The organism is Bradyrhizobium sp. CCGUVB1N3 (genome assembly GCF_024199925.1).
Lineage (GTDB): Bacteria > Pseudomonadota > Alphaproteobacteria > Rhizobiales > Xanthobacteraceae > Bradyrhizobium.
Genome location: NZ_JANADR010000001.1, coordinates 7,149,678 through 7,169,328, shown reverse-complemented (window position 1 = coordinate 7,169,328; position 19,651 = coordinate 7,149,678). Strand labels below are relative to the sequence as shown.

Below are 19,651 nucleotides of genomic sequence, written 5' to 3'. Positions count from 1 at the left end.
CACTTCGTGTCGCCCTCCGACCCACTCAACGGCGTAGGCGAGACGAGATGACGCAGGTACAGCTCGCGCAGGGGAATTCTCCTCTGCTCGCGGTTCGCGACGTCAGCGTCGTGTTCGGCGGCATCGTCGCGCTCAACGGCGTGTCCTTTGACATGCACAAGGGCCAGATCCTCGGGCTCATCGGCCCCAACGGCGCCGGCAAGACCACGCTGTTCAATTGCCTCTCCCGGCTCTACCAGCCCTCGTCCGGCGACATCCTGTTGGAAGGCGCGAGCATTTTGACGCGCCCGCCGCACCGGATCGCCGAGATCGGGATCGGCCGCACCTTCCAGAACGTGGCGCTGTTCCCCAACCTGTCGGTGATGGACAATGTGCGCGTCGGCACGCATGCGCGCACCTCCAGCGACATCATCAGCGACTCGCTTCGCCTCGCCTGGGTTCGCCGCAGCGAGTCGAGCGTCAACAAGAAGGTCCACGAGATCCTTGCTTATCTCGACCTCGAGGACGTCGCCCACACCACCGTCTCCGGCCTGCCCTTCGGCACGCAGAAGCGCGTCGAATTGGCGCGGGCGCTGGCGGCGGATCCAAAGATCCTGCTGCTCGACGAACCGGCCGGCGGCCTCAACCATGAAGAGGTCTACGTGCTCGGCGACCTCATCCGCCGCATCCGTGACGACCGCCACATGACAGTGCTGCTGGTCGAGCACCACATGGGCCTCGTGATGTCGATTGCGGACCATGTCGTGGCGCTGAATTTCGGCAAGAAGCTCGCGGAAGGCACGCCCGCCCAGGTGCAGGCGGATCCCGACGTCATCAAGGCCTATCTCGGGAGCAAGGACCAATGACGATGCTGCTCAACGTCAAGGACCTGCGCGCCTATTACGGTCAGGTGCAGGCCCTTCACGGCCTGTCCTTCTCGCTCAACGAGGGCTCGCTGACGACGCTGCTGGGCGCCAATGGCGCCGGCAAGACCACGACGCTGCGCGCGATCTGCAACATGGTGCGCTCCACCGGCGCGATCGAGTTCGACGGCAAGCCGCTCGCCAGCCGCTCGACCGAGAACATCGTGCGCTTCGGCATCGCGCATGTGCCGCAGGGCCGCGGCACCTTCACCAACATGACGGTGGAGGAAAATCTTCAGCTCGGGGCCATTACCCGCAAGGACAATGCCGGCATCGTCTCCGACATCGAGCGCATGTACGCGCATTTCCCGGTCCTGAAGCAGCGGCATACCCAGCAGGCGGGAACGCTGTCGGGCGGCGAGCAGCAGATGCTCGCGGTTGCCCGCGCGCTGATGCTGCGGCCGCGCCTGATGCTGCTGGACGAGCCGTCCTTCGGGCTTGCGCCGCTGGTCGTGCGCGACCTCTTCAAGATCCTCGGCAAGATCAATCGCGAGGACAAGGTCACGATCCTGGTGGTCGAGCAGAACGCGCAGCTCGCGCTCGAGCTCGCCGACCAGGCCTATGTGATCGAGACCGGCCGTATCGTGATGTCGGGCAACGCCAAGGACATCGCGAACAACGAAGACATCCGCAAATCCTATCTGGGTTACTGAGGGAGCCGGGACGATGGAGCTTTTCACCAACCAGGTCCTGGCCGGGATTGCGACCGGCGCGATCTATGCCTGCATGGCGCTCGCGGTGGTCATGATCTACCAGGCGATCGACCATCTCAACTTCGCGCAAGGCGAGATGGCGATGTTTGCGACCTTCATCTCCTGGCAGCTGATGCAATGGGGCGTGCCCTATTGGGCCGCCTTCGTGATCACGCTGGCGTTCGCCTTCGTCGGCGGCATCGCGATCGAGCGCATCCTGTTCAAGCCGCTCGCCAAAGCGCCGATCCTGACCAATGTCGCCGGTTTCATCGCGCTGTTTGCCATCATCAATTCGTCGGCCGGCCTGATCTGGGACTTCACCATCAAGCAATATCCGACCCCGTTCGGCTCCTCACCGTTTCTCGGCAGCCAGCTCATCTCGACCCATCAGGCGGGGATGATCGGCGTCACCCTGCTGTTGCTGCTCGGACTGTTCTTCTTCTTCCAGTACACGCGGATCGGACTTGCCATGCGGGCGGCGGCCTCGCTGCCTGAATCCGCGCGCCTCGTCGGCATCAACACGAGCTGGATGATCGCGCTCGGCTGGGGCATGGCCTCCGCGATCGGCGCGATCGCCGGCATGCTGATCGCACCGGTGGTGTTCCTCGAGCCCAACATGATGGGCGGCGTCCTGATCTACGGCTTCGCCGCGGCCGTGCTCGGCGGCCTGTCGAGCCCGTTCGGCGCGGTGGTCGGCGGCTTCCTGGTCGGCATCTTCGAGAACCTCGCCGGCACCTACATCCCCGGCGTCGGCAACGAGCTGAAGCTTCCGATCGCGCTCGCGCTGATCATCTCCGTCCTGGTCGTCAAACCCGCTGGCCTGTTCGGCCGGCACATCGTCAAGCGAGTTTGATCATGAGCGCAGCAGAAGAAGTCGTTGCCGAAGGCCACGAGGCGGTCGAGGCCGTTCCGAAGCGGGCCATGACGCTGAGCACGACCACCTCGCTGGTGGTGCTCGCAGCGTTCCTGATCGTTCCGCTGTTCGCCAAGAACTTCATCATCTTCCAGTTGACAATGCTCCTGATCTACGGGCTCGCGGTGCTGGCGCTCAACATTCTCACCGGCGGGAGCGGCCAGTTCTCGCTCGGCCAGAGCGCCTTCTATGCCGTCGGCGCCTATGTCACCGCGGTGCTGATGGAGCAGTTCAACGTCAACTATGCGCTGACGCTGCCGGTCGCCGGCGTGATCTGCTTCGGCTTCGGCTTCCTGTTCGGCCAGCCGGCGCTGCGGCTCTCCGGCGTCTATCTCGCGCTCGCGACGTTTGCGCTCGCGACCGCCATGCCGCAACTTCTGAAGCTGAACTTCCTCGAGCACTGGACCGGCGGCGTCCAGGGCCTCGTCGTCACCAAGCCGGACGCCCCGTTCGGCCTGCCGATGGGCCAGGACATGTGGCTCTATTACTTCACGCTCGTCGTCACGCTCGCGATCTACATCTTCTCGGTGAACCTGTTACGCTCCCGCTCGGGCCGCGCCTTCATGGCGATCCGCGACAACGAGATCGCGGCCTCGTCGATGGGCGTCAATGTCGCGCTGTACAAGACGCTGGCCTTCGGTGTCTCCGCCGGCATCACCGGCGTCGCCGGCGGCCTCAGCGCGATCGCCGTGCAGTTCGTGGCGCCCGACAGCTACAACATCACGCTCGCGATCTCGCTGTTCCTCGGCATGGTCGTCGGCGGCGTCGGCTGGTTGCCCGGCTCGTTCGTCGGCGCAGCCTTCATCATCTTCGTACCGAACATGGCGGAAAGCATCTCAAAAGGCCTCTCCGGCGCGGTGTTCGGCGTGCTCCTGTTCCTCGTCATCTTCCTGGTGCCGCATGGCGCAAGGCAGGTTGCGATCGTCAGCCAACAGTTGATTGGCAAACTCAAGAAGAACTGAAACGTCTAAAGGAGACTGAATTGCTGTTTGCAAGAATACTGGGAACTGCCGCAGTTGTAACGGCGGTCGCGACGATCACCTCCGGCGCAGCTCTCGCCCAGAAGAAATACGATGCCGGCGCGACCGACACCGAGATCAAGATCGGCAACATCATGCCGTATAGTGGTCCGGCCTCCGCCTACGGCGTCATCGGCAAGACCGAAGAAGCCTATCTCAAGATGATCAACGACAAGGGCGGCATCAACGGTCGCAAGGTCAACTTCGTCACCTATGACGACGGCTATTCGCCCCCGAAGGCGGTCGAGCAGGTCCGCAAGCTCGTCGAAAGCGACGAGGTGCTGGCCGTGTTCAACCCGCTCGGCACGCCCTCCAACACAGCGATCCAGAAATATCTCAACGCCAAGAAGATCCCGCAGCTGTTCGTCGCGACCGGCGCCACCAAGTGGAACGATCCGAAGAACTTCCCTTGGACCATCGGCTGGCAGCCCTCCTACCAGAGCGAAGCACAGATCTATGCCAAGTGGCTGTTGAAGGAGAAGCCCGACGCCAAGGTCGCGGTGCTCTACCAGAACGACGATTTCGGCAAGGACTACCTGAAGGGCACCAAGGACGGGTTCGGCGCCAAGGCCTCGAACATCATCATGGAGGAAAGCTATGAGGTGTCCGAGCCGTCGATCGACGGCCATATCGTCAAGCTCAAGGCTGCCAATCCCGACGTGCTCGTGATCTACGCAACGCCGAAATTCGCCGCCCAGGCCATCAAGAAGGTGGCCGAGCTTTCCTGGAAGCCCCTCCAGATCGTCACCAACGTTTCGAGCTCGGTCGGTGGCGTGATGAAGCCCGCCGGCCTTGAAAACTCGCAAGGCATCCTGTCTGCCACTTACGGCAAGGACGCCGGCGACCCGCAGTGGAACGATGACCCCGGCATGAAGAAGTGGTCGGAGTTCGTCGACAAGTACATGCCGGGCACCGACAAGAACGACAGCTTCGTCGTCTATGGCTACGGCGCAGCGCAGACGCTCGTGAAGGTACTGGAAATGTGCGGCGACGATCTCACCCGCGCAAACGTCATGAAGCAGGCGGCGAGCCTCAAGGACTTTGCGCCCGATACGCTGCTGCCCGGCGTCAAGATCAACACCAGCGCGACCGATTTCGCCCCCATCAGCCAGCTCCAGATGCAACGCTTCAAGGGCGAAAAGTGGGAACTCTTCGGCGAAATCATTAATGGCGACGTCGCTCCCGAATGATGGGCTGACGCAGCGGCATTAGGCCCAAGCCCCCGCGAGCGATCGCGGGGGCTTTTTGTTGACGGCCGGCGCCAATCTTGTTCAATGCAAAGCCGATCCAACCGGGTGGGGGAGCAATGACTGCCGTCCGTCTTCAGTTCGCGGCCCTGTCAGCTGCATTCGTCTTGTGCGCTGCAACGAACGGAACCGCTCTGGCGCAAAAGAAATATGACACCGGCGCCTCGGACACCGAGATCAGGATCGGCAATATCATGCCCTACAGCGGTCCGGCCTCGGCCTATGCCGTGATCGGCAAGACCGAAGCGGCCTATTTCAACAAGATCAATGCGGAAGGCGGCATCAACGGCCGCAAGATCAAGTTCATTTCCTACGACGATGCCTACTCGCCGCCGAAGACGCTCGAACAGGCCCGCAAGCTCGTCGAAAGCGACGAGGTGCTCCTGATCTTCGGATCGCTCGGCACCTCCACCAACGGCGCCATCCGCAAGTACATGAACGAGAACAAGGTGCCGCAATTGTTCGTGGCGAGCGGCGCCTCCAAATGGAACGATCCGAAGAACTACCCATGGACCATGGGCTGGCAGCCGAGCTACGCCAGCGAAGCGCGCATCTACGCCAAATACATCATCAAGGAGAAGCCGGAAGCCAAGATCGGCGTGCTCTACCAGAACGACGATTTCGGCAAGGACTATCTGAGAGGCCTAAAGGACGGCCTCGGGCCGAAGGCCTCGATGATCGTGCTCGAGGACGGCTACGATACCTCCGAACCCGCGATCGACGAGCGCATCGTGAAGCTGAAGGCCTCGGGCGCCGACGTCTTGATCAGCATCACGACGCCGAAATTCGCGGCCCAGGCGATCAAGAAGGCGGCCGAGATCAACTGGCATCCGATGCACATCATCTCCAACGTCTCGGCGTCGGTCGGCGGCGTGATCGAGCCGGCCGGCTTCGAGGTGTCGCAGGGCATCCTCTCGGCGACCTATGTCAAGGACGGCTCCGACCCGCAGTGGAACGCCGACGACGGGATGAAGAGGTTCTACGATTTCCTCGCGCAGTTTGATCCCAAGGCGAACAGGCTCGATGCCGCCGTCGCGTTCGGCTACGGCGCGGCGCAGACGCTGGCGAAGGTTCTTCAGATGTGCGGCGACGATCTCACGCGCGCGAACGTCATGAGGCAGGCGGCGAGCTTGCAGGACTTCGCGCCGGACACGCTGCTTCCCGGCATCAAGATCAACACCTCGCCGGACAATTTCGCGCCGATCGCGCAGCTCCAGATGATGCGCTTCAAAGGCAAGTCGTGGGAGCTGTTCGGCGACGTCATCTCCAGTGAGCTCGGCCATTAGGGTGCACGGAAGCAGCGCAACCGATAATCGGTAGCGACGGATGTCGCAACTTCCAACAGCTTGGTTAACGCGTGCCGCCATCTCGCAACTGCAACCGGTTCGCGGACCTCCATCAGACGGATGACTACTAAAGGAGCAGCCCCTGTGACGCCGCCACAGGGGCTTTTTCTTGATGCTGCAACGCAAATCGTATTCAATTGCAACCGCGTCGCAAAGAAACCAACGACAAGAAAAAGGACGCACACACACCAAGAAAGTTAGGGAGACTGGAATGCCCGCTGTCACTGGCAAACTTGCTGCCGCGTCAGTCGCGCTTGCGCTGTTCGCGGCCTCGACCTCCACTGCATCAGCCCAGAAGAAATACGATACCGGCGCGACCGATACCGAGATCAAGATCGGCAACATCATGCCCTATAGCGGACCGGCGTCCGCCTACGGCATCATCGGCCGCACCGAGGCCGCCTATTTCAAGAAGATCAACGAGGAAGGCGGCATTAACGGCCGCAAGATCAACTTCATCTCCTATGACGACGCCTATTCGCCGCCGAAGACGGTGGAGCAGGCACGCAAGCTCGTCGAGAGCGACGAGGTGTTGTTCGTCTTCAACTCGCTCGGCACGCCGCCGAACTCGGCGATCCAGAAATACATGAACTCCAAGAAGGTGCCGCAGCTCTTCGTCGCGACCGGCGCCACCAAGTGGAACGATCCGCAAAACTTCCCCTGGACCATGGGCTGGCAGCCCAACTACCAGAGCGAGACGCAGATCTACGCGAAGTGGCTGTTGAAGAACAAGCCGGACGCCAAGATCGCAGTGCTGTTCCAGAACGACGATTACGGCAAGGACTATCTCAAGGGCCTAAAGGACGGCCTCGGCGCGAAGGCGGCGAGCATGATCGTCGCCGAGGAGAGCTATGAGACCTCCGAGCCGACGATCGACAACCACATCGTCAAGCTGAAATCGACCGGCGCCGACGTCTTCATGAACATCACGACGCCGAAATTCGCGGCACAAGCGATCAAGAAGAACGCCGAGATCGGCTGGAAGCCGCTGCACTTCCTCAACAACGTCTCGGCCTCGGTCGGCACCGTGCTCAAGCCGGCTGGTTTCGAGAACTCGCAGGACATCATCTCCGCCGACTACCTGAAGGACGTGTCGGATCCGACATGGGCCAACGACGCCGGAATGAAGGAATTCCTCGCCTTCATGACGAAGTACTTCCCTGACGGGGACAGGCTCGACCACGGCACCATCGTCGGCTACGGCGTGGCGCAGACCCTGGTACAGGCGTTGAAGCAGTGCGGCGACAATCTCACGCGGGAGAACGTCATGAAGCAGGCCGCGGGCCTGAAGAACTTCCGCACAGAGGTGCTGCTGCCGGGCATCCAGATCAACACCTCGCCGACCGACTTTGCGCCGATCAGCCAGCTCCAGCTTGAGAGGTTCAAGGGCGAGAAGTGGGAGCTGTTCGGCGACGTCATTAGCGCCGACGTCGGCGGCTAGCCGTCCGGCAGATCTGAGCTACGAGAACGCCCCTCGCGAGAGCCTCGCGGGGGGCTTTTCATTGCCTTTCGATTATCATCACGCAATTGCATAATCGAATGATCGGCAAGCCCGCTTACGCTTTGCGCGGCGATGCGCTAGGCAAGTATGCGGCGAACTCCGGCGAGGTCGCCGGAAACCGCCTCTCCTTGACGAAAGCATCGCCATGACCGACCGACGCCCCCTGCTCCGTGCCCTCTATGACGCCGCCGTCGGCGCCGCCCATCCCGAAATGGTGCTGGCGCCGCATCTGCGCCCCGCGCCGAGGGGCCGCGTGATCTGCCTCGCCGCCGGCAAGGGCGCAGGCGCGATGGCCGCGGCCGCGGAGCGGCACTATCTCGACACGCTCAAGCTCGATCCGGAGCGACTGGTCGGCATCGCCACCACCCGCCACGGCCACGGCGTGCCGACGCGGCGTATCAGGGTGGTCGAGGCCGGCCATCCCGTGCCTGACGAAGCAGGCTTGAGGGGCGCCGCCGACACGCTCGCGCTCGCAGGCGAGGCCGGTCCTGATGATCTGCTGCTGGTGCTGCTCACCGGTGGCGGCTCGGCGAACTGGATCGCGCCGGTGGACGGCATCAGCTTTGCGCAGAAGCAGGCGGTCAACAAGGCGCTGCTCCGGTCGGGCGCGCCGATCGGCGAGATGAATGTCGTGCGCAAGCATCTGTCGCGCATCAAGGGCGGGCGGCTGGCGCGCGCCGGCAAAAATGCCGCCGAGATCGTGACGCTCGCGATCTCCGACGTGCCGCATGACGAGCCCTCCGCGATCGCCTCCGGCCCCACGGTGCCCGATCCGACTACGCTGGCTGACGCGCGCGCGATCGTCGCGAAATACAAGCTCGACATCGACGACGCCGTGCGCCGTGCGCTGGATGATCCCGGCAACGAGAGCTGCAAACCCGGCGATGCCGCGTTTGCGCGCGCGCATTTCGAACTGATCGCGCGGCCCAAGCAGTCGCTCGACGCTGCAGTCAAGCTCGCGAAGGATGCGGGCTATGAGGTGATCGATCTCGGCGCCGATCTCGAAGGCGAGGCGCGCGAGGTCGCCGCCGAGCATGCGAAGCTGGCCTTGAAGGCGCGCGCCGCCGGCAAACGTACCGCCATCCTCTCCGGCGGCGAGCTCACGGTGACCGTGCGCGGCAATGGCCGAGGCGGCCCTAACCAGGAATACGCGCTGGCGCTCGCCGGCCTGTTGAAGGACACGCCCGACGTCGCTGCGCTCGCCGGCGACACCGACGGTGCCGATGGCGGCGCCGGCAAGCCCACCGACCCCGCCGGCGCACTGATCGACGCGGCGACGTTTGCGAAGATGAAGGCGCTGGCGCTGGAGCCGCGGGCCTATCTCGACAACAACGACGCGACGGCGTTCTTCGCCGCGACCGGCGACCTGCTGCTGCCAGGGCCGACGCTGACGAACGTAAACGACATCAGGGTGATTTTGGTCGATTGAGCCACGGCTCTCCCCTGACATTGCGAGGCGCGCAATGACGGAATGTGTGGGCGCAGCTCACCTCTTCCCGCCGACATGCTCGAGCAGCGCGAGCAGGCCCTTCAATAAATCCGTCGGCGTCGGCGGGCAGCCCTTGATGTGCAGATCCACCGGAACGACCTCGGACACGCCGCCGACGCAGGCGTAGCTGCCGCCAAAAATGCCGCCATCGATCGCGCAGCCGCCGACGGCGACGACCCACTTCGGATCGGGCGTGGCGTCGCAGGTCCGCTCCAGCGCTTGCCTCATGTTCTTGGTCACCGGTCCCGTGACCAGCAGTACGTCGGCGTGGCGCGGCGAGGCGACGAAGCGCAGGCCGAAACGTTCGATGTCGTAGAAGGCGTTGGAGAGCGCGTGGATCTCGAGCTCGCAGCCATTGCAGGAGCCGGCATCGACCTGGCGGATCGCGAGCGACCGGCCGAGTCGTGCCTGCGCGGCGCGGTCGACCTTGCTGGCAAGCTCAGCCAGCGCGCTCTCGTCGGGCGCCGGGGCGGGCTCGGTCAGAGAGCCGTGGGTGAGACTTTCAAGCAGGGTCTTGCGCATGGCTCAGAGATCCACGCCCGAATAGGAACAGTTGAACGACTTGTTGCAGAGCGGGAAGTCAGCGATGATGTTGCCCTCGATCGCGGTCTCCAGCAGCGGCCACTGGAACCACGAGGCATCGCGCAGGTGGCAGCGCTGCACACGCAGCTCGGTGTCCAGCCTCAGCCAGACCAGCACGTCGCCGCGAAACGCCTCCGTCACAGCCAGGCCTTCGCACTCACCGCGCCCAGCCGGCAGCGCGCGCATGATCTCGCCCGGCGCCATCAGGTCCAGAATCTGCGCGATCAACGCGACACTCTGCTCGACCTCGCGGATGCGGATCCAGACCCGCGCATTGACATCGCCCGCCTCAAGCACTGGAACCTCGAACGACAAGCGATCGTAGGGCGCGTAGGCAAGCGCGCGCCGCGCGTCGAAATTGCGCCCCGACGCGCGGCCGACATGGCCGCCGGCGCCGAACTGCCGCGCATACTCCGTCTTCACGATGCCCGTGGTGACGGTGCGGTCCTGAAGTGACGCCGTGTTGTCGTAGAGCTCGATCAGGCGCGGAAACACCTTGTTGATTTCGGCAAGCAGCGTCCGCAGTGCCGCAACGCCGTCCGGCGCGATGTCGCACGTCACGCCGCCGGGCACGATGACGTCCATCATCAGGCGATGGCCGAACGCGACATTCGCGGCACGCAAGCAGCGCTCGCGCAAGATGCCGGTCTGGGCATGCATCAGCGCGAAGGATGCATCGTTGCAGATCGCGCCGATATCGCCGAAATGGTTGGCGAGCCGCTCCAGTTCCGCCATCAGCGCCCGCAACCAGGTCGCGCGCTGCGGCGCCTCGATGTCAAGCGCGGCCTCCACGGCGCGCGCAAAGGCAAAGGCGTAGGCGACCGCGCTGTCACCGGAGGTGCGGTTCGCGAGTTTTGCCGCGGCCTGAACGCCCGCACCCGGCATCAGTGACTCGATGCCCTTGTGGGTGTAGCCCAGCCATTGCTCCAGCCGCACCACATGCTCGCCATTGGCGGTGAAGCGGAAATGACCGGGCTCGATGATGCCGGCATGGACAGGTCCCACCGCAACCTGATGCAGCGCCTCGCCTTCGGTCGGCAGAAACCGATACGGGACCACCTCGCGCGGCGCGTTGCGGCTGCCAAGCGGGAACGATTTGCCCCAGACGTAATGATCGAGCCACGGCCGCGTATCGTCGCCGCCGGTTGGTGTGAGCCCGAACAGGTCGTGGATGGCACGCTCCAGCCGCAGCGCGGGCGGATGCTGGCGGGCGACGCTGGGAAAGCTACCCGCCGCACATTCGTAGGTGACGACCGCGATCTCGGTGGCGGCGTCATCGAGCAGAGCGATGTGCACCGCGGACGACTCACCCCAGAAGCCGAGCAGCGTCAGACGGCCGGCGGCCAGTTGGTTGATCGCGGCCTGCCAGCCCGCCTCCGTCACGACGACACGCGGCCAGGGCCGGTGCGACGGCACCGCGCGAACATGGGGGATGCCGTCGAGGATGCCCATCGCTATCCCAGCAGCTTTGCGACGTTCGTGAAGCCGGTTACCAGGACCGGCGGCAGATAGATGCCGGCCGTCGCGACCAGCGCCAGGTGTGTGAACATCGGCACGTAGGAGGCCTCCGCCGGTGCGGTCATGCCCTTGGGCTCGCCGAACATCACGACGCCGACCCTCAGCAAGAGCCCGCCGAGCGCGATGATGATCCCGAGCACCAGGATCGCGGTCAGCCATGGCGCGCGGGAGAAGGTCGAGCTGACCACCAGGAACTCGCTCATGAAGATGCCGAGCGGCGGCAGGCCGACGATGGCGATGACGCCGAGCATCAGGCCCCAGCCGAGCACCGGGTTGGTCACCGTGAGCCCGCCGATGTCGGCGATCTTCTGCGTGCCCTTGACCTGTGCGATGTGGCCGACCGCGAAGAAGATCGCCGACTTGGTCAGCGAATGCATGGTCATGTGCAGAAGGCCGGCGAAATTCGCAAGCGGCCCACCCATTCCGAAGGCAAAGACGATGATGCCCATGTGCTCGATCGAGGAATAGGCGAACATGCGCTTGATGTCGCGGCGGCGATACAGCATCAGCGCCGCGAAGATCACGGAGATCAGGCCCATCGTCACCATCAGCGGCCCCGGCGCAATCGCCGCGGAATTGACCGCCAGCATCATCTTGAAGCGCAACAACGCATAGAGCGCGACGTTGAGCAGGAGACCCGACAGCACCGCCGAGATCGGCGTCGGACCTTCGGCATGCGCGTCGGGCAGCCAGGCGTGCAGCGGCGCGAGGCCGACCTTGGTGCCGTAGCCGAGCAGCAGGAAGACGAAGGCGACGTTGAGCAGCGCCGGATCGAACGCGGCGGCGTGCTGCACCAGCACGGTCCACACCATGCCGTCGAGCCCCTCACCCACCGCAGGCCGCGCCGCCATATAGATCAGGATGGTGCCGAACAGCGCCAGCGCAATGCCGACGCTGCCGAGGATGAAATATTTCCAGGCGGCTTCCAGCGCCTCATGGGTGCGGTAGATGCCGACCATCAGCACGGTCGTGAGCGTCGCGACCTCGACCGCAACCCATATCAGGCCGATATTGTTGGCGACGAGCGCGAGGTTCATCGCGAACATCAGCGTCTGGTACATCGCGTGATAGAAGCGCAGGAAGGCCGGCGTCAGCCGTCCGCTCTCGATTTCGTGGTGAATGTAACTCGCGCTGAACACGGATGTCGTGAAGCCGACAAAGGTCGTCAGCACGATGAAGACCTTGTTGAGGTCGTCGAGCAGCAGATATTGCCCCGAGGTCGGCTCGATCACGAACAGCGAGAGCGAGGTGAGGAAGGTCGCGAGCGACGCAACGACGTTGAGCTTGGCCGTCAAGAGGTAGCCGGGCAGGATCGCCAGCAGCGCGGCCGAGACGGCCGGGATCAGCAGGATGGCACCCAGCGCGTCGATCGTCATCGCCGCTCTCCCCTGAAGCGGTCGAGCGCCTGCACGTCGACGCTGTCAAAGCGCTCGCGGATGCGGAACAGGAAGATGCCGATCACGATGAAGGCGATCAGCACCGAGAAGGCGACGCTGATCTCGACCACCAGCGGCATGCCCTTGGCGCCGGTCGCCGCCAGCACGAGGCCATTCTCCAGCGACATGAAGCCGACCACCTGGCTCACGGCGTTGCGCCGCGTCACCATGATCAAAAGCCCGAGCAGCACCACCGACAGCGCGAAGGCAAGATCCTCGCGCGCCAGCGCATCGGCGCCCGGCGTCACCCGCAGCATCACCACCATCGACAGCGCGACGAGGCCGATGCCGGCCATCATGGTGAGCCCGATCCCGATCACGTTCTCGATCTCGCGGTGAATGCCGAGCCGCCTGATGATCCGGTGCAGCGCCACCGGAATGATGATGGCCTTGAAGACGAGGGCGATCAGCGCGGTGACATAGAGATGCGGCGCGGCCTGGACGTAGGCCTGCCAGGCCACCGACAGCGCCAGCACGGTCGCATGTAGCGCGTAGACGTTGAGCAGCGCATAGAGCCGGTCCTGATAAAGCAGCATGAAGCTCGCCAGCACGAGCGAGCCGGCGAGCAGGTGGGCGATGTCGAATTGCAGGCTGCTCATCTCTTACAGGCTCCCCGACACGAAGCGCAGCAGGGTCGCAAGCAGCGCCAGCATCAGCGCCGCCCCCAGGAATTCAGGGATGCGAAAGACGCGCATCTTGGCGATCGACGTCTCGAACAGCGCGAGCAGGAAACCAAGCACTGCAAGCTTGCCGAGATAGAGCAGCGCGCCACGCACCAGCGGCGCAACGCTCGCATCGGCGGTTGCCGTACCCCAGGGCACGAACACGCAGGCGATCAGTGAAACGTAAAGCAGAAGCTTGAGCTGCGACGACAGGTCGACCAGCGCGAGATGGCGACCGGAATATTCCAGCACCATGGCCTCATGCACCATGGTGAGCTCGAGATGGGTGGCGGGATTGTCGACGGGGATACGGGCGTTCTCCGCCAGCGCCACGATGGTCAGCGCGACAAACGCCATGCCCAGCGACACGCGCAAACCAACTGCGTCCGAGCCCATGAACTCCGCAACGTTGGAAAGCTGGGTCGAGCCCGCAATCATGGCGATGGAAAACACAGTGATCAGGATGGCGGGCTCGGCGAGCGACGCGATCATCACCTCGCGGCTGGAGCCGATGCCGCCGAAAGCGGTGCCGACATCCATGCCGGCAAGCGCCTGGAAGAAGCGGGCGCTGCCGAGCAGCGCGATGATGGCGATGAGGTCGGCGGTCCAGGAGAACAACAGGCCGTTGCCGAAGGTCGGCACGAGCGTGGCCGCGACCCAGGTTCCGGCAAACATCAGATAGGGAATGACGCGGAACAGCCAGGAGGCGTTGTCCGCGAGCACGACATCCTTGCGCATCAAGCGGACGAGGTCGCGATAGGGCTGGAGCACCGGTGGCCCCCGCCGGCGGAGCAGCCGCGCTTTCACCTTGCGCACGAAGCCGGTCAGCAACGGGGCCAGCAGCAGCACCAGCAGCATCTGGACGCCTTGCGAGAGGATGTCGCGCAGCGCATTCATAGCGCCACCACCAGGAGCAGCACGATCAGCGCCACGAAGACCAGGGTCAGATAGCGGCGGATGGTGAGGAACTGGAGGACGTTGATGTGCTCGGTGGCGAAGCCGATCGCCTTCGCGATCGGCGCGTAGAGCGCCTCCCAGATCAGATCATGCAGCTCGACGGTGAGCCGTGCCGGCGCGGACGAGGATGGCGGCGGCATCTCGCCGATCTCGCGTGCCGCAAAGATCACGCTGCCGAACACACGGCGGATCGGCTGCGAAAAGCTCGAGGCCGAGTACTGGATGGCGGGATTGGGATCAGGATAACCGCAGTCCCAGGCAGGCGCCCGGCGCAGCCGGTCGGAGGCGAGGCGATGAATCGCGGACGCCGCTGCCGTGCCGCTGAACGCGACGAACAGGAACACCAGAAGTCCGTTATAGGAGCTGCGGCTTTCGGCAATTGGCACGATCGTCAGCCACTCCAGCCCCGTCTGGTGCGGCATGACATTGCCGACCATGGCCTTGCTCACCGGCGCCAGCGTATCGATGAACAGGCCGGGCAGGATGCCGGCGACGAGACAAAGGGCGGCAAGCGCAAACATCGCGGCCAGCGAGAAGCGATCGGTCTCGTGCGCGCCCGCCGCGACGTCGGAGCGGGGACGGCCGAGGAAGCTGATGCCGTAGAGCTTGACGAAGCAGGCCGCAGCGAAAGCCGCCGCCAGCGCCAGCAAGCCGCCGACCGCGGGGATGGCGAGCTTCAGGCCCCAGGACGGCAGTTGCGGCGACAGCAGGATCGCCTGGAACGTCAGCCATTCCGAGACAAAACCGTTGAACGGAGGCAGTGCCGAGATCGCGACGCAGCCGACCAGCATCGCGAAGGCCGTGCGCGGCATGCGATGGATCAGCCCGCCGAGCTTCTCCATGTCGCGCGTGCCGGTTGCTTCCAGCACCGCGCCGGCGCCGAAGAACAGAAGACTCTTGAACAGCGCGTGATTGAAGACGTGCAGCATCGCCGCGGTGAAGGCGAGCGCCGCCACCCAGTCGAGCCCCTGCGCCTTGAAGGCGAGCGCGAGCCCGAGGCCGGTGAAGATGATCCCGATGTTCTCGATGGTCGAATAGGCCAGCACGCGCTTGATGTCGCGCTGCATCAGCGCATAGAGCACGCCCAGCGTCGCGGTAGGGCCGCCGACGAGCAGCACCACCATGCTCCACCACCACTCGGGTTCCGGCAGCAGATCGAAGACGATGCGGACAAAACCGTAGACGGCGACCTTGGTCATCACGCCGCTCATGAGGGCCGAGACGTGGCTGGGTGCGGCGGGGTGGGCAAGCGGCAGCCAGGCGTGCAGCGGCACGAGGCCTGCCTTGGAGCCGGCGCCGAGCAGGACGAGGATCACCACCATGCCGGCAAGCGCGGCCGAGGGATGCGAAGCGCGGATCGCATCGAAATCGTAACCGGCACCATTGGCGAGCAGGCCGAAGGCCAGCAGCAGCGCCAGCGTGCCGAAGCTCGCCATCAGGAGATAGACATAGCCGGCGCGAACGTTGTCCGCCTCGCGATGATGCGCCACCACCAGCGCCCATGAGGTCAGCGACATGAACTCCCATGCCACCAGAAAGCTGAAGGCGTCGTTGGTGAGCACGACGGTGTTCATGCCGGCGAGATAGGCCGGATAGAACGGCAGCACGCGGCCGGGAGATTCTTCATGCGCGCCATAGCCGAGCGCGAACAGGCTCGCGGCTGCGCCACCAAGATTGATCACGACCAGGAAGAACGCCGACAGCGCATCGAGACGGAAGTGGGCCCCCAGCCAGGGCAGGCCGATCGGCAGCGTCGTGCTCAACACCAGATGCGCGGGATCGAGCAAGTGAAGGAGCGCGGTGACGCAGAGCGCAGCAGTGACAACCAAGCAGGCGCCATAGATCGCGACCGAACCGCGCGGGCGCGTCGACAGCGCGATCCCGACCGGCGCCAGCGCCAGCAGCAGTGCCACCGACCATAGCGCCACCGAGATCATCAGAGCTCCCGGATTGCGAGTTGTGCGCGCGTCGTCATTTGTTGTCCTCGCCGGCGCTGGGCAGAGATTTCAGCCGCACGCCGCGGCCACCGCCGATCGAGGGGACGCCCTCGCCGATCAGCTCGATGCCCGCCGCCGCGAGCGCCTCGACCAGCTTCATCAGGGAATCGACATTGCCGCGAATGACGCCCTCGGAGGCCTCCATGCGCTGGATCGTCGGCAGCGACAGCGAGCAGCGCTGTGCCAGCTCGCGCTGGTCGATCCCAAGCAGGGCCCGAGCGGCCCGAAGCTGCGCGGCGGTAATCACTGAGAGCGCCTCCATGGCAAGTGCCATGATTGATAAAGCAATCATATTACATCTATACTGATGTATCAAGCATCAGTTATGCTGCACTGCGCATCAGGAAGCGATCGCCTTGCCTGGTGCAATCTCATCGCGCCCCTTAACGTGAAATTCGCTGCAACTTCAGGAAGCTGCCTGTGCGGGAGGCAGATCGTGAAGACGATTCACCAGCCTCTGCTCTAATGCCTTCCGCGCTTGAAGGGGGCGAACATACATGCAGGATCGCGACAGGCAGGCCGCCGAGAGCGGCCCGCTCGGCTCGCTCGCCTTGGGCGGGTTGCTCGAGCAGGCCGTCAACAATCTTTGGCTCGGCATCATCCTGTTCAACCGGAGCCGCGAAGTCATCTACTGCAACCAGCGCTACATGGACATGTACGGCCTTGCGCCGGACGAGGTGCGGCCGGGCACGCCGGTCAGCAACCTGATCCAGCATCGGCTCAAGCTCGGATTGAAGGTCCGCGGTGAGGCCGAGGACTATGTTCGCGCCCGCACGGAGCGCACAATCGTCAGCGAACGGGCGGTGCAGGAATTCGCGGACGGGCGGATCATCGCCTATACCATCCACCCTCTGCCGGACGGCGGCGGCATGGCCACCCACGAAGACATCACCGAGCGCGAGGAGCTCAGCGCAAGGCTGCAACAGCGCAACATGCAGTTCGACATCGCGATCAACAATATGTCGCACGGGCTGTGCTTCTTCGATGCCGATCACCGGCTGATCGTGTGCAACAAGGACTTCATCGACATGTACGGACTGCCGCCCGAGCGCGTCCGTCCCGGCACGCCCCTGTCGGACATCGTCGACATGCGCTTTGAGGCCGGCAGCGTGCCCGCGATGTCACGGGCCGAGTACATGAAATGGCGCACCGGCGTCGTGGTTTCGGCCGAGCCTGTCGACAGTATCGTCGAGATGCGAAACGGGCGCACCTTCAAGATCCGCCATCGCCCGATGCCGGACCTCGGCTGGGTAGCGACCCACGAAGACATCACTGAGCAGCGGCGGACCGAGCTCAGAATCGCGCATATGGCGCATCACGATGCGCTGACCGACCTTGCCAATCGCGCCCTGCTCAACCAGCGGCTCGAGCAGGCGTTCGCGACGAACCAGATGTTCGCCGTGCATCACATCGACCTCGACAAGTTCAAGTCGGTGAACGACACGCTGGGCCATCATGCCGGCGACGCCCTGCTCAAGGGCGTGAGCGAGCGTCTGCGCCGCCTCGTACGTCCGGGCGACACGATCGCCCGGATGGGCGGCGACGAATTCGTCGTCCTGCAGACCCCGATCAGCGAGGCGAGAGAAGCAGGCACGCTTGCGCAGCGCATTATCGGGCAGATGAGCGCCCCGTTCGAGATCGACGCGCAGCAGACGATCGCGGGAGCAAGCGTCGGCATCGCCATTGCGCCGGCCGATGGAGCGACACCCGAGCAATTGCTGCGCAACGCCGACCTTGCGCTCTACCGGGCCAAGAGCGACGGCCGGGGCATGTACCGCTTTTTCGAGCCGGCCATGGAGGAGCAGGTGCAAAGCCGCCGCGCATTGGAGCTCGATCTGCGCAAGGCGCTCGCCGGCGGCGAATTCGAGCTTCACTATCAGCCGCTGGTGAAGAGCGACAGCGGCGCGATCAGCGGCTTCGAGGCGCTGATCCGCTGGCAGCACCCGCAGCGCGGACTGATCCCTCCCAACAGCTTCATTCCGCTTGCCGAGGAGATCGGCCTGATCGTGCCGATCGGCGAGTGGGTGATCCGGCAGGCCTGCATGACCGCCAGCCGGTGGCCAAAGCACCTCCACGTCGCCGTCAACATATCGGCCGTGCAATTCCGCTACGCCGGTCTTGCCGAGGTGATCGTTGGCGCGCTCGCCGCCGCGGGGCTGGACGCCAGCCGGCTCGAAATCGAGATTACCGAGAGCGTCCTCTTGCAGGACAAGGAGGGGACGCTCGCCACGCTGCACCGGCTGCGCGATCTCGGGATCCGGATCGCAATGGACGATTTCGGCACCGGCTATTCGTCGCTGACCTATCTGCAATGTTTCCCGTTCGACAAGATCAAGATCGACCGCTCCTTCGTGCGCGACGTCGCCACCGATACCGGATCACTCAACATCGTGCGGGCGATTGCCGCGCTCGCAAGCGGGTTGGGAATGACGGCGACGGCGGAAGGTGTCGAAACGCGCGAGCAGCTCGACCGGATCGCGGCGGAAGGATGCACCGAGATGCAGGGCTATCTGTTCAGCCGCCCCCTGCCCGCAGCCGAAATCGAACGCCGCTTCCTGTCCCCGGAAGCGCCCACCTTGCCTGACCGGATCGCTGCGGCGTAATCGCCTTCGATCATGCTGCAAAGGCATTCGCCTTTGGATCAAGCGCGAACATGAATTTGCCGAGCGTTCGGGAAACGAATCTCTCTCAGCACGGCAGGTGTGTTCCCTCCCCCCTTGTGGGGGAGGGAGCGCAGGGGGCCGCGCGGCGAGTGCCGAGTTTCAACGTGACGAGATTGTTCAGAACTCGTTGGCGATCTTCGAGAGCATCGCGATCAGGGACTCGCGGTTGGCCCCGCCCAACAGCTCGTTCAGCCGCGCCTCGTGCTTTGTCGCGACGAGCTTTTTGGCGCGGCCGAGCACGGCCTTGCCCTTGTCGGTCAGGACCAGGATGTGCGAGCGGCGGTCGTTGGTGGAGCGAATCCGCGCGCAAAGGTCGCGGCTCTCGAGGTTGTCGAGCATGGCCACGAAATTCGGGCGCAGGATGCCGAGCGTGGAGGCAATCTCGGTCTGATTGCGGCCGGGATTCTTCTCGACCAGCAGCAGCACGGAAAACTGCGCCGGCGTGAGCTGGAGCGAGGCCATGCAGCGCAGGAAATTCTCGAACACCTTGAGCTGGGCACGTTTGAGCACGTAGCCGAGCTGTCCGGAGAGTTCGCCAAGCTGAAGGGCCTCGCCGGCCTCCTCGCTCGCGTCCTTGCGCGCCCTGGCCGCCTCCGCGCCCTTTGTGGTTGCTTCCGCCGATTTTTCCGCCGCTTTGGAAACGGTCATCGCCTGTTGCTCGCAATCCCGTTAGATTTAGGCCCGGTGTTCCCCGGCCCTTGAAGTTATATTCGATAATTGTTATTGA

Annotated in this window: 17 protein-coding genes; 9 read left to right on the top strand and 8 right to left on the bottom strand. The window is 64.2% G+C overall.

The genetic code is table 11. The annotated features are described in order from the left end of the window. Positions 1-47: 47 nt before the first annotated feature. The 8 genes from NLM33_RS34140 to NLM33_RS34105 all read left to right on the top strand — a co-directional run bounded on the left by NLM33_RS34140 (position 48) and on the right by NLM33_RS34105 (position 9,049). Positions 48-845: an ABC transporter ATP-binding protein gene (locus NLM33_RS34140; protein ID WP_254102943.1), complete on the top strand. Its 798-nt coding sequence runs from the start codon at positions 48-50 to the stop codon at positions 843-845. Beyond that, entirely contained in the window at positions 842-1,555 is a 714-nt protein-coding gene (locus tag NLM33_RS34135; RefSeq protein WP_254102942.1) for an ABC transporter ATP-binding protein, read from the top strand. The genes NLM33_RS34140 and NLM33_RS34135 overlap by 4 nt, the downstream gene beginning before the upstream one ends. 13 nt (positions 1,556-1,568) lie before the next feature. Then, the gene (locus tag NLM33_RS34130) at positions 1,569-2,447 is read left to right on the top strand and encodes a branched-chain amino acid ABC transporter permease (protein WP_254102941.1); all 879 of its coding nucleotides are present in this window, start codon (positions 1,569-1,571) and stop codon (positions 2,445-2,447) included. A 2-nt stretch (positions 2,448-2,449) separates the two neighbouring features. After that, positions 2,450-3,469, top strand: coding sequence for a branched-chain amino acid ABC transporter permease (locus tag NLM33_RS34125; RefSeq protein WP_254102940.1), 1,020 nt, complete (start codon positions 2,450-2,452; stop codon positions 3,467-3,469). Positions 3,470-3,489: 20 nt separating this feature from the next. Beyond that, positions 3,490-4,716 (top strand): ABC transporter substrate-binding protein, encoded by a 1,227-nt coding sequence (locus tag NLM33_RS34120; protein ID WP_254102939.1) that lies wholly within the window; start codon positions 3,490-3,492, stop codon positions 4,714-4,716. Positions 4,717-4,832: 116 nt separating this feature from the next. Further along, on the top strand, positions 4,833-6,059 hold the full coding sequence (locus tag NLM33_RS34115; RefSeq protein ID WP_254102938.1) for an ABC transporter substrate-binding protein: 1,227 nt from the start codon (positions 4,833-4,835) through the stop codon (positions 6,057-6,059). Positions 6,060-6,330: 271 nt separating this feature from the next. Continuing rightward, complete coding sequence (locus NLM33_RS34110; protein ID WP_254102937.1) at positions 6,331-7,560, top strand: ABC transporter substrate-binding protein; 1,230 nt, start codon at positions 6,331-6,333, stop codon at positions 7,558-7,560. A gap of 205 nt (positions 7,561-7,765) precedes the next feature. Further along, entirely contained in the window at positions 7,766-9,049 is a 1,284-nt protein-coding gene (locus NLM33_RS34105) for a glycerate kinase (RefSeq protein WP_254102936.1), read from the top strand. Positions 9,050-9,106: 57 nt separating this feature from the next. On the opposite strand, the gene NLM33_RS34100 is transcribed toward NLM33_RS34105, so the two are convergent. From NLM33_RS34100 to NLM33_RS34070, 7 genes are read right to left on the bottom strand one after another with little or no spacing between them, the layout of a single operon-like run. Continuing rightward, entirely contained in the window at positions 9,107-9,631 is a 525-nt protein-coding gene (locus NLM33_RS34100; protein WP_254102935.1) for an NADH-quinone oxidoreductase subunit B family protein, read from the bottom strand. Positions 9,632-9,634: 3 nt separating this feature from the next. Beyond that, a complete protein-coding gene (locus tag NLM33_RS34095) occupies positions 9,635-11,143 on the bottom strand; it encodes an NADH-quinone oxidoreductase subunit C (RefSeq protein ID WP_254102934.1) in 1,509 nt (502 codons plus the stop codon). A 2-nt stretch (positions 11,144-11,145) separates the two neighbouring features. Continuing rightward, positions 11,146-12,585, bottom strand: coding sequence for a hydrogenase 4 subunit F (locus tag NLM33_RS34090; protein WP_254102933.1), 1,440 nt, complete (start codon positions 12,583-12,585; stop codon positions 11,146-11,148). Next, positions 12,582-13,244, bottom strand: a complete 663-nt coding sequence (locus NLM33_RS34085; RefSeq protein ID WP_254102932.1) for a hydrogenase-4 component E — start codon at positions 13,242-13,244, stop codon at positions 12,582-12,584. Before NLM33_RS34085 ends, NLM33_RS34090 begins: the two co-directional genes overlap by 4 nt. Before the next feature lie 3 nt (positions 13,245-13,247). Next, entirely contained in the window at positions 13,248-14,204 is a 957-nt protein-coding gene (locus NLM33_RS34080; RefSeq protein ID WP_254102931.1) for a respiratory chain complex I subunit 1 family protein, read from the bottom strand. Then, positions 14,201-16,201, bottom strand: a complete 2,001-nt coding sequence (gene hyfB / locus NLM33_RS34075) for a hydrogenase 4 subunit B (RefSeq protein ID WP_254102930.1) — start codon at positions 16,199-16,201, stop codon at positions 14,201-14,203. Before hyfB ends, NLM33_RS34080 begins: the two co-directional genes overlap by 4 nt. A 34-nt stretch (positions 16,202-16,235) precedes the next feature. Continuing rightward, positions 16,236-16,508, bottom strand: a complete 273-nt coding sequence (locus tag NLM33_RS34070; RefSeq protein ID WP_254106036.1) for a helix-turn-helix domain-containing protein — start codon at positions 16,506-16,508, stop codon at positions 16,236-16,238. Between the two features lie 250 nt (positions 16,509-16,758). On the opposite strand from NLM33_RS34070, the gene NLM33_RS34065 reads away from it, so the two are divergent. Continuing rightward, complete coding sequence (locus NLM33_RS34065; RefSeq protein ID WP_254102929.1) at positions 16,759-18,864, top strand: bifunctional diguanylate cyclase/phosphodiesterase; 2,106 nt, start codon at positions 16,759-16,761, stop codon at positions 18,862-18,864. Positions 18,865-19,041: 177 nt separating this feature from the next. Here the strand turns inward: NLM33_RS34065 and NLM33_RS34060 are convergent, their stop codons facing one another. After that, entirely contained in the window at positions 19,042-19,572 is a 531-nt protein-coding gene (locus NLM33_RS34060; protein WP_254102928.1) for a MarR family winged helix-turn-helix transcriptional regulator, read from the bottom strand. Between the last annotated feature and the right edge of the window lie 79 nt (positions 19,573-19,651).